This is a genomic window from Bacteroidales bacterium (genome assembly GCA_018334875.1).
Lineage (GTDB): Bacteria > Bacteroidota > Bacteroidia > Bacteroidales > UBA12077 > JAGXLC01.
This window is the reverse complement of record JAGXLC010000139.1, coordinates 1-10,059: the sequence shown is the minus strand read 5'-3', so window position 1 is coordinate 10,059 and position 10,059 is coordinate 1. Positions and strand designations below refer to the sequence as shown.

The following is a 10,059-nucleotide window of genomic DNA, read 5'->3' as shown; positions in this document are numbered from 1 at the left end:
CCGGGAGTTTTCCTGCGCTATTTTCGTATGCCAGGGCGGCTTCTTCTACATGAAGGGGGATCCGTTCATATCCCAGTTTTTCCATCCTTTTGATGTGATGCACCAAAGGTTCCACATTCTTATTGAGCAGATACCAGGCCAGTTTGTATTCGAATGCTTTTCGGTTGGTCTGATTGGCATTAAGAAGAAGGGGAATGTTGTTCTGAGGTTGATTTAACTGTATGAAAAAATCTTCTTCGGGAAGAAGGCGGATCTTTTCCCCCAGCTCCGGATGGGATTGAACCCTTTCGGGTTGGTTAAGAAGCCTGCTGTACTCCTGGGCCCATTTACGGTAATTGAGGGATTTTTTCAGCATGCGGATGTATTTTCCGGCCATACGGTGGTTTTCGTTGATAAGGTTGGTTTTGACCAGTAGTTTGAGGTTTTGTGGGGTGTATCCATTTACCACCATATCTTCGTAGGCCCATCGGTGCGCTTCGTTGATCAGACCAATGGCATAGTAGAAATAAGCCCCCCTGCTCAGGTGCTCGTTGCCCCAGGGTAGTATCAGAGAATTTGCCCCGAAATCCTGTCTTCCGTAAAAGAGCCGTTCACACAACCGGTCTGTTTCTGAAAGGGCTATGTTGTAAAAGTACTGCCCGATCAGGTTTTTTGAGGGTGTGGTTTCATGGAGCTCAATGGCTTCTTCCCACTTTTTTTCAAAAACATATTTTTGAAGTTCCAGAACCCGGTCGGTTTGTGGATTATACAGTCCGGAAAGGAAAATTGCCGTGATCCCAAGAATCACCAACACGGAGGAGAAGGCAACAATCCGGATATACTTTTTACTGAACCGGAACAGAAGGGGTGCTTTGCCCAGCAAGGGGTACAGCACCAGATACCCCGTCAGCAGATAAAAAATGATGTTGTGGTGTTGGTCTGGCACCAATGGTAAAGGATGTCCGAAGAATTGATCCACAGGCTGAAGGAAAATAAGGAATCTGAAGGCCATAAAGGTTATCCCCGCGATTCCCAGTGAAACAACAGTATAAATAAAACGCAGGTTTTCTTTTTCGTACACCAGGCTGTAAATGATAAACATCGCCAGGAAAATCCATATATATGCGCCCACCAGGTAATAGACGAGCGGGAAGACGGCCAGGGCAATATGCCGGTGTTGTTTTTTATCCGGGAGGATCGTAAACAGGAAATATAGCAAAACCAGAATATAACCCAGGTTATGCTCCATCAAGTGATAGTAATGGGTTTGCATGAGCAGCAGCATGCAGGAAGGCAGCATCAGGAACAATGGGGAGTAGGACAAGTCTGAAAACAATTTTTTGTTGATTTTGAGCAGCAGGATTCCCGGTATGGTGAGTATTACGGACAGAATCAGCGCTCCCGGACCCGGATTGATGTAAAACCGCGTTAAAAATTCTCCTGCAAATTCCAGTACTCCGCCGGGCTTGATAAAATATTCCTCAAGAGTTTCAGAAGAAAAAATCAAGATGGATTGTTTCTCCTGAAAGAACAAAACATAATCGCCAAACCAGTAAAAGTATCCGAAAGTAAGGATAAAGAAAAGGGCAAACAGATAATAAATATAGGTGTTTTGGAAATCTTTTATTTTCCGGTTCATATATGGTTTTTATTTTTTTTCATGAGACTTGGTCCATCTGGGTTGGGTCATTCATGAATACCCCATTCTGTTTCAGCAGCATCTTCTTCTTCACCTTTAAACCATTTTTGGATAGAATCCACGGAATTCGCTGCTTTTGCATTCAGAGATTCTTTATTTGCTGCCCCGGCAAAATCTCTGGGGTCAATGTTTATTTTCCCCTTAACAAATTCCGGGATATTGAAAGTCTTCAGCATGTTGTTGTACCGGGTGGGATCCTTCTGGGGAAGCACGAAAGGTTTTCCAACCTCCCCCGAGGGGCTGAACCAGGCAAAATATGGACGTGCAGACCGTCCGTCTCTTCTTTTGCTGCTAAAAACCAGCCATCTGCCATTGGACGACCATGTATGGTAGCTTTCCGTTTCATCGCTGTTGAGCTCCATCCTTCCGGATTCCCCGGTCTTCAGATTAAGCAGGTGTAAGTCTGCCTCTTTATGCCAAATGGGGAAAGTGCCGTAATCATGGAGTGTAAACACCAGATATTGTCCATCCGGGGAAATTCGCGGGAAGGAAACGCTCTTTTCTCTTTCTGCAGCGTCAAATACAATTTCGGTTTTGCCAAATGATCTGGTTTCCGGATTAAAAGGCTTCCTGGCCAGGTCATAATGAATGTCCTTCACATTTTGTACGGTGTAGTTTTCTTCTACCTGCCTTGTCCTGCAAAAGTAAAGGTACCGGCCATCCGGTGACCAGGAAGGGAAGGTTTGCATATGGTCAACCGTATCCTGCTCCCGGATATATAACATTTCGTTTTCTTCCCGGTCATAAAGCACCAGCGCTGAGACCTGGTCGTATACTTCAATGCTTTTTCGGGGATGGGCGTAGAAACTTTGTTTTACCTTGTTGGAGGAAAAGGCCACATACCTTCCATCGGGGTGCCAGGTAGGATAGGTTGCCCCGCCAGGCATGTTTTCTGTTTTCAGAGCAGTTCTGGTGATTTTTCCGTCGTCTATGAAATAGGTTCCGCCTTTGGAACCCCGTATGTGGATCAGGAATTCATCCGGGTTGCTTTGATTGAATGAATGGCAGTTGGCACAATTCTTTTCAAGGATCTGATTTTCTATAAGCGATTCTTCCCGGAAATTTTCCAATGATCTTTGCATGATCTTCATCTTCGACCAACTGTAGTAACCGGGATAAAGCAGACGGTAGCTCAGATAGGAATCGATCGGCTCACCGGCTACATTCATGTATATGGGCCGGAACTGTTTCAGGAGGTCTTCATCCTCAGCCGAAGAAGCAACCTGAATTTTTAATTTTCCGCCTTTGTTATTGCCAAGCAATTCCTTCCATTTGTTTAATGGGAATTGGACAATCCCGTCTGAAGAGGTTACGGATAATTCGGCCTCGTTTGAAGAAGAAGTCACCGTGATTCTGAAAAAATTTCCGTCTTCCTGAATGTGAAAATTCATCGGTGCAATATTGGGCGGAATGGTTACTCCGTCATAATTTGGATCAATAGCCGGCTTTCGGTCAAGCTTTTCAGTGTTTTCAAAATTTTCAGCTGAGCAGCCGCCAATCAATATTGCAATTGTTATGGCGATAAAAATTTGAAAGGATATTATATGGGGTTTCATTGTTACTGGTTTTTGGGTCAGGATTTCTCCTCTATCAACTTAGACAATTTGTTTGCAACGATATAAGAGTACAAAATTACAATTTTATTTTAAGAATAATTCGGGTTAGGATGATTGAATTTTGATGGTGAAGATGAAAAAGTGATATTGCGAATGGTGGACCGTGTTTTAGTTTCATCCGCGGGTATGAGAGTCCACCAGCTTCGGTTCACCTCAGACCCCGGATAGATCTGTAGTTACTTTCGCTGCCGACCTTTCCGAAAGCACCCCGTCTGACCGGTTATCAGATACATGAAGTGAAAGCAGAATTGAATGACAAAACCGGCCGGTCTATCCCCTTTGGAATCAGGCATGCCGGTCGGACGGGTAAATTAAGTTGGCACAACGCAGTTGGTGGATGGCCACGTATTTGAAATGGATTAATGATGGCTACGAATCACGCTTTCAGACGGGACAAGTACACAAATAATAAGTTGTTTGGTTATTTCTTTTAATAAGATTGTGTGATTGAGGCTTTTCGACCATTAAGAGGTGTAGCCTCGGAATCACCAGTTTTTTTGATATAACTTATTGTACCCTCCGGTTCGCCTCAGTCCTCGGATAGATCTGTAGCTATGTTCGCTGCCGGGCTTTCCGAAAGCACCCCGTCTGACCGGTTATCAGGTCCATGAAAGGGAAGCAGAATTGTTCCTGCCCCGCGGAAGCGAAACGGAGGCGGGGTCATGTTGTCAGAAGCTACAGGTTCGCTCCATCGCCCCCTCGCGTTGTCGATTTTTCGTGCCCTCGTGCTGTCGTGCCGTCGCTCTTTCGTGCTATCGTGCCTTCGTGCCATCCATGATTTCATTATATTATATGACAACTTAAACTACTTTTTTTACGTTTTCCAGATAAAATACATTGGTATAATTTAAAATTTAATATATTTGAAAAACAATTCATTTTCTTAGTTGTGTCGTTTTCTGAATTAATTGATATTATAGAAAATAAAATTTGATGAAGCGGTTCATTTTTATATTGTTTATTTTGTTTTCTGGTTGCCTGTTTGCCCAGGAAGAAGTTCCTTTTACATTAGATGACAGAGACAGGCTTATCCGGCTGGAATCAGAACAAAAGTCCTTACGAAATGGAATGAATTCCCTGAGAAACGAGATGAGTTCTTTAAGAAGCGAAATGAATTCCCTGAGAAACGAAATGGATGCAAGATTCGAAGGTATTCATAATCGGTTTAACGCATTATATTGGGCTATTTCATTACTTGTCGGATTGGTTATAATCAATCTGGGCTATACCATTTGGGACAGGCGTACTGCCATTCATCCCATCAGAGAAAAGCTAAAAGATATTGAAAGGGACAAGGACGAGATAGACAAGAAAATGGTGGAAGTAGATAAAATCAAGGCAGTCTTGAAAGAAATGGGCGAAAGCGATCAGAAAATATCAGAAATTTTAAAGCGCACAGCTTTGTTTTAAGAATAGACATCCCCCGCCGATATTGGGCGCCTCCTAAAGTTCGCGATAAATCTCTCATTTGGTGAATATATTCCTCGTCATAGGGAATAATGTGATTTTTACCGGTTCCTTCATTGCGCTCCAACCACGGTCGCTGCCCTATTCTTTGGTATCAGTTGGAGCGCTTTAATGTTTTGTGCTATTCTACCCCGTCCGGCAGCTGCCGGACGGGGCTACTATCTTTGAACCCTTTCAGGGTTTAATTGACAGAAATGCAGGAGTCTCTAAGATAAAGGCTCATGTGTTTTGACGTTCTTTATATGGTTCAATAAAAATTTTGTGCCGTTGCTACGCATCCTTTGTTAATTGTTAGCTAGCCTTTCATAATTATTCACCAAATTCATAATGATGCATATAATCCGCATTTTATCGCGCGCTCTGCGAGACGTAGGAATCGGTGGGCAAATTGTTGCTATCGCTATTGGCACTCTATGAGGGCAGCATTAAAGAATCGTTTGTTACCAGGTAGCTGAACATAGGTAGACTTTATAGGTTAGGTTCCTTAGACGGCGCTGCTCCATGGGGGGCACACTTTGTAAACGATGTTTTGCTATAAATCACAATTAAAATCTTGTAAACGATGTAGCGCTATATTAAAGTTAGGCAACGGCTAAAGCCGGCAATCTGGTTTTACCTTTGGTTTCATTTACACATTATCTTTATTGCATTTATCTTATACTTTTTAAATGACCCCGCCTCTTGCCCCGATAAGGGGCAAATAGCGATAGAAATGCCATACCCCGGCTATATTAGGCGCCTCGTAGAGTGCGCGATAAATCTTTCGTTTGGTGAATATATTCCTCGTTCTAGGGAATAATGTGATATTTACCGGTTTGTTCATTGCGCTCCACAGTACTCTTGTCAAATAACATAATGACAAACAATGACTAATGAATTAACTGCCAGACCTAACATCAAACTCTTTGTCAAACTCCTGTCAAACCTTTGTCAAACAACTTAATGACAAATGGTATGAGTATTGATGGGGCATCATAATTATCAGGCATTATTTTTTTCATTCTGGCTTTTTCATTCTGGTTAAATTTTGTTAATTTTAAAATTTCATAATTGAGGGTATTTTTTTCATATTTACATTTTTGGGTATCTGCAGTTTTTTGGTTTATACGACAGGGGTAGTGCATATAAACAAGTAATGGGTATGTTCAATAAATGGACAATTTCGAAAGAAAAAATATTCAGAAATTAAAACAAGGGGAGATTAAAACCCTGGAGTATATTTTTAATTTGTATTCTCTGCCCCTGATCAGGTATGCTTATCGGTTTGTGGAAGATGAAGGGCGGGCCAAGGATATGGTGCAGGAAGTGTTTTTTAAGTTATGGAAAGACCGCAAAAATTTATGCATCAATACTTCTTTGGAATCCTTCCTTTATGCGTGTGTGAGGAACGAGTGTCTGAATCATCTCAAACACGAAAGGATAAAAGGCAGGTACGCCTGGCTTCGGAGAAAGATACGCAACATGGAGCTTCAATATTACGAGGATTACGGAGAGACTATCGACCAGGATATCCGTTTAGAAGAGCTTCGGAGCAAGCTTCATGATGCCATTGAATCCCTGCCTGATAAAAGCAGGAAGATTTTTAAGATGAGTCGTTTCGAGGAGAAAAAAAACAAGGAAATTGCAAGAGAAATGAACATTAGCCTGAAAACTGTAGAAAAACATATTACTCAGGCATTAAAGAAACTTAGGGAATATATGGGATAGAAATTTTGGAGTATGCTCCATTCCGATATAATGATACATGTTATAGAGACGCAATGCATCGGGTCTCTATGGTATTTTGGGCTTAAACCCTTTTTGTTTCGATAGGTTGGTAATTTTTTATGGTTTGCTATTCCAAGTTAAAAATGCTTTTTCTGCTTCTATTTAGTGTTTGTCCATAAAGTCAAGGAGATTTGAAAGAGTCTCGTCTAGAATGTTCGCTGGCAAGGCTTGCGAGTTTTGAATGACAGGAGTTTACTTGATGTAATCGACTGGCATGAAAAACGAGCGCAACGCAGCCAGCGGATATTATAGACAGACTCTATTTATAAAAATATAAAACCAGTTTGATATGGCTCAACCAACACAACGTCTGACTTCACTTGATTTTTTCCGCGGCTTCACCATGCTGTTACTGGTCAATGCCGGTTTTCTGCATTATTTTGCAGGTTCTGAGTTTGATGGCACCGTTGCTCAGGAGATATTCAAACAGTTCTCTCATCCCGAATGGGAGGGGCTTCGTTTCTGGGATCTGGTACAACCCTTTTTTATGTTCATCGTGGGTGTGGCCATACCCTTTTCCGTTAGTAAAAGGCTGGCAAAAGGACAGAGCTGGAACAAACTCAAGGGTCATGCAGCACAACGTTCCGTGATATTGATTTTGCTGGGGGTTGCTTTATATACCACCGGTCAGGACCATTTTACCCTTTATTTCCAGAATGTGCTGGCCCAGATTGGAGTGACCTATATTATTGCATTTGTGTTGATTCACAAAAGGCCTTCCTGGCAAATTCTCATCTCAGTGGGTCTCGTGGTATTAACGGAAGTGCTTTACCGGACTTTTCCGCTGGAGGGCTTCAACCAACCCTTTGTTAAGGACCAGAATTTCGGCACCTTCTTCGATCAGCTTATTTCCGACGGTTCAAGAGGAGGATGGGTGTCCTTTAATGCCATACCCACAGCCGCTCATACCATCTGGGGAGTGCTGTGTGGAAAGCTGCTTCTTGCTGGCCAATCAGACAGGCAGAAACTTAAAACACTTATATTGGCAGGGCTGATCACTCTGGCTGTAGGATACAGCCTGACCACCGTGTCACCTGTGATCAAACGAATTGCTACCGGTTCATTTGTATTCATCAGCGGGGGTTATACCATTCTTGCACTTGCCCTTACATATTGGATTATCGATATGAAAGGCTATAAAAACTGGGCGATGTTTGGTGTGATCGTTGGAATGAACCCGTTGTTCATATACCTGTTCAACCATTTTGGCTTCAGTGATGTGGTCCATCAGATCGTAGAGCCTTGGTTCGGATTGGTTCTGGGGTGGACGGATGCAACGGTGGTGGAAGCCTTGTCGCGTGCCACTGTGTGGTTCTTTAACTGGTACCTGTGTTACTTATTGTATAAACAGCGGATATTTATCAGGATTTAGATTAAAGCGGGTGGATCGTTCAGGAATAATTCGGGTTAGATTCTTTTGCAAAAGTGGTTAAAAGTTCATGGAGGTCTTTTTTGCTGACATTTAACCTTGAATATTTTCCTTTCATGGGATATACATACAAGAATGTAACCGTTTTTTTATCTTTATTGAGAACCATGATCAATCGAAATCCCTCTTTTTTACTGAGATTGCGACCGCTATTGGGAATTCTTACTTTTATGATGCGGAATGGCGGGTCATCAAATATATTGTCCCTCATTTCCCATACTTGTTCAAATGAGAGGTGACCAACAACATACTTTATGTCACCTTTACATGTGGAGTATCCATATTTCTTTTTACGCTCTAATCGTTTAAGAGACTTTTCAAAATCTGAAGTATAGAAGAACATGTATTTATTTTATATTTTTCAAAATATTATATATTTTTTCGTTACCTGGCAATATTTCGTATTTCATTTCCATATCGTCAATGATCTCACTGAAATGGTTCATTTCCTCTGTAAATTCATTTAACAGGGTTTCAACACCTGAATACAAATTTTTAGAATTTTTGATATCATTAACAAAACCGATCATATGATTTCTCAGGTCTTTAAGTTCATTCTTATTTTTGAAGTAAAACTCCTCATCATCAAACACATAATCATAAAGATCAACATTTAACCCATTTAATTTATACTTAATATCATTGATTATGTTTTTTGTTTTATCTACAGTATTGAGGGTTTCGTCAAAATGTTTTTCCTGTATCTTTTGAGAGGCTGTCTCTGCTGCTTTTTTGGTATCCCTGATCTTCTCTTCAATATTAACCATATTTTTAATTTTTTATAATTATTACTGGATACTTTACGATTTATGAAGTAAGTAGGTTGTTTAAATGCCGGCTAATTTTGATGAAATTTGGGGGATGTAAAAGTGGTAATTTGTTTTAAAAATAAAAATTTTCTGGGAAGAAGGATCAATTGCCAGGTTGCGGGTCTTGTTTCAGAGCACTCCAAATCATGGAGAATGATTTAAAAATTGATTAAATTTGGGGAGCGATGTGTGCAATTATCTCGAAAAATGACCACGGATAAATTTTAAAAGAAGATATGCTAAAGATATGCCACGAATCCCGCTTTCAGACGGGACAGGTGCACTAATAAACATTTGTCAATCATTGGGTGGCTAAAAAATTATAGCCAATATGCTCTGCAAACAAATATTGAAGCAATCTTGAATCGGTAAGAAAACGAAATTACGGGTGTTATTTATGTGAAGATATTTGTTTGTATTTTTGAAAGGAAAAGAGCCATGAATACACGAATAAACATTATGTCTTTCATTCGTACACTTGTCCCGTCTGAAAGCGGGATTAGTGGCTCAAATATGTGCAATTTGAATGGCAAATCTCATTCATAAAGAAGAAAGCTATAAGATCATTGGGATCTGCATGGATGTGCATAACAATCTCGGGCCCGGCTTTCTTGAAATTGTTTATAAAGATGCCCTGGAGTATGAATTCAAGAATTTGAAGATTCCCTATGAAAGGGAAAAAAGATATGAAGTAAATTACAAAGGCGTCATATTACCCCATAAGTTTCAGGCAGACTTTGTAGTATTTGACCGAATCGTTCTTGAAGTAAAGGCAGTTTCCGGTATAGCGGAAGATTTTATTGCAAGGGCAATAAGCTATTTGAAAGTTTCAGGTCTGAAACTGTCGTTAATTGTTAATTTTGGAGAAATCAAACTGAATTACAAACGGATTGTTTTGTGATGGACACGAATAATGATAGCCACGAATGCACGAATGAAAGAGAAATTCATTCGTGCATTCGTGGCCATTCAATATTAAATCAAGAACTCTTAAAATAATTAGTGAACATGAAAAGAAGAGAATTTATCAACAAATCACTGACATTGGGCGCCATGAGCATGCTCGCGCCTTCGGTGTTAACAAGCTCAAAAAGCCAGATAACCCCAATCAACCGGAAAGACGACATTTCCATTGCCCAATGGGCTTTGGTGAATGAGATCAGACAAGGCAAATGGAAAACCCTCGATTTTCCCAAAATTGCCCGTGAAGATTTTGGCATCAACGGGATTGAATTTGTCAATACACTTTTTGAGGTGCCTCATGTACGCTATCTCAACCAGTTAAAGCAGAAT

The 10,059-nt window shown here is 40.8% G+C and carries 10 protein-coding genes; 5 read left to right on the top strand and 5 right to left on the bottom strand.

Translation table 11 applies throughout. The features are described 5' to 3' along the window. From KGY70_11770 to KGY70_11760, 3 genes are all read right to left on the bottom strand, one after another. Window positions 1-1,618, bottom strand: a 1,618-nt coding sequence (locus KGY70_11770) for a hypothetical protein (protein MBS3775859.1), incomplete at its 3' end; no start/stop codon positions are given. 47 nt (window positions 1,619-1,665) lie between these two features. Further along, window positions 1,666-3,234 (bottom strand): PD40 domain-containing protein, encoded by a 1,569-nt coding sequence (locus KGY70_11765; GenBank protein MBS3775858.1) that lies wholly within the window; start codon window positions 3,232-3,234, stop codon window positions 1,666-1,668. A gap of 589 nt (window positions 3,235-3,823) precedes the next feature. After that, complete coding sequence (locus tag KGY70_11760; protein MBS3775857.1) at window positions 3,824-4,066, bottom strand: hypothetical protein; 243 nt, start codon at window positions 4,064-4,066, stop codon at window positions 3,824-3,826. Window positions 4,067-4,227: 161 nt separating this feature from the next. On the opposite strand from KGY70_11760, the gene KGY70_11755 reads away from it, so the two are divergent. From KGY70_11755 to KGY70_11745, 3 genes are all read left to right on the top strand, one after another. Beyond that, window positions 4,228-4,704 (top strand): hypothetical protein, encoded by a 477-nt coding sequence (locus KGY70_11755; protein ID MBS3775856.1) that lies wholly within the window; start codon window positions 4,228-4,230, stop codon window positions 4,702-4,704. A gap of 1,209 nt (window positions 4,705-5,913) precedes the next feature. Beyond that, on the top strand, window positions 5,914-6,468 hold the full coding sequence (locus KGY70_11750) for an RNA polymerase sigma-70 factor (protein ID MBS3775855.1): 555 nt from the start codon (window positions 5,914-5,916) through the stop codon (window positions 6,466-6,468). Between the two features lie 349 nt (window positions 6,469-6,817). After that, window positions 6,818-7,900 (top strand): DUF5009 domain-containing protein, encoded by a 1,083-nt coding sequence (locus KGY70_11745; GenBank protein MBS3775854.1) that lies wholly within the window; start codon window positions 6,818-6,820, stop codon window positions 7,898-7,900. Between the two features lie 19 nt (window positions 7,901-7,919). On the opposite strand, the gene KGY70_11740 is transcribed toward KGY70_11745, so the two are convergent. Both KGY70_11740 and KGY70_11735 read right to left on the bottom strand, forming a co-directional pair. After that, the gene (locus KGY70_11740) at window positions 7,920-8,300 is read right to left on the bottom strand and encodes a hypothetical protein (GenBank protein ID MBS3775853.1); all 381 of its coding nucleotides are present in this window, start codon (window positions 8,298-8,300) and stop codon (window positions 7,920-7,922) included. Between the two features lie 4 nt (window positions 8,301-8,304). After that, a complete protein-coding gene (locus KGY70_11735) occupies window positions 8,305-8,724 on the bottom strand; it encodes a hypothetical protein (GenBank protein ID MBS3775852.1) in 420 nt (139 codons plus the stop codon). 568 nt (window positions 8,725-9,292) lie between these two features. Here KGY70_11735 and KGY70_11730 point away from each other — a divergent pair. Together KGY70_11730 and KGY70_11725 are read left to right on the top strand one after the other, a co-directional pair. After that, the gene (locus KGY70_11730) at window positions 9,293-9,667 is read left to right on the top strand and encodes a GxxExxY protein (protein MBS3775851.1); all 375 of its coding nucleotides are present in this window, start codon (window positions 9,293-9,295) and stop codon (window positions 9,665-9,667) included. Window positions 9,668-9,774: 107 nt separating this feature from the next. Continuing rightward, a partial coding sequence (locus KGY70_11725; GenBank protein ID MBS3775850.1) for a hypothetical protein occupies window positions 9,775-10,059 on the top strand: 285 nt, incomplete at its 3' end.

Bases quoted from the DNA above. Each gene is read 5' to 3' on its own strand.
- KGY70_11745 (MBS3775854.1), top strand. From the start codon at position 6,818: ATGGCTCAACCAACACAACGTCTGACTTCACTTGATTTTTTCCGCGGC.
- KGY70_11750 (MBS3775855.1), top strand. From the start codon at position 5,914: ATGGACAATTTCGAAAGAAAAAATATTCAGAAATTAAAACAAGGGGAG.
- KGY70_11760 (MBS3775857.1), bottom strand. From the start codon at position 4,066: ATGGCACGAAGGCACGATAGCACGAAAGAGCGACGGCACGACAGCACG.
- KGY70_11735 (MBS3775852.1), bottom strand. From the start codon at position 8,724: ATGGTTAATATTGAAGAGAAGATCAGGGATACCAAAAAAGCAGCAGAG.
- KGY70_11755 (MBS3775856.1), top strand. From the start codon at position 4,228: ATGAAGCGGTTCATTTTTATATTGTTTATTTTGTTTTCTGGTTGCCTG.
- KGY70_11730 (MBS3775851.1), top strand. From the start codon at position 9,293: ATGGCAAATCTCATTCATAAAGAAGAAAGCTATAAGATCATTGGGATC.
- KGY70_11765 (MBS3775858.1), bottom strand. From the start codon at position 3,234: ATGAAACCCCATATAATATCCTTTCAAATTTTTATCGCCATAACAATT.
- KGY70_11740 (MBS3775853.1), bottom strand. From the start codon at position 8,300: ATGTTCTTCTATACTTCAGATTTTGAAAAGTCTCTTAAACGATTAGAG.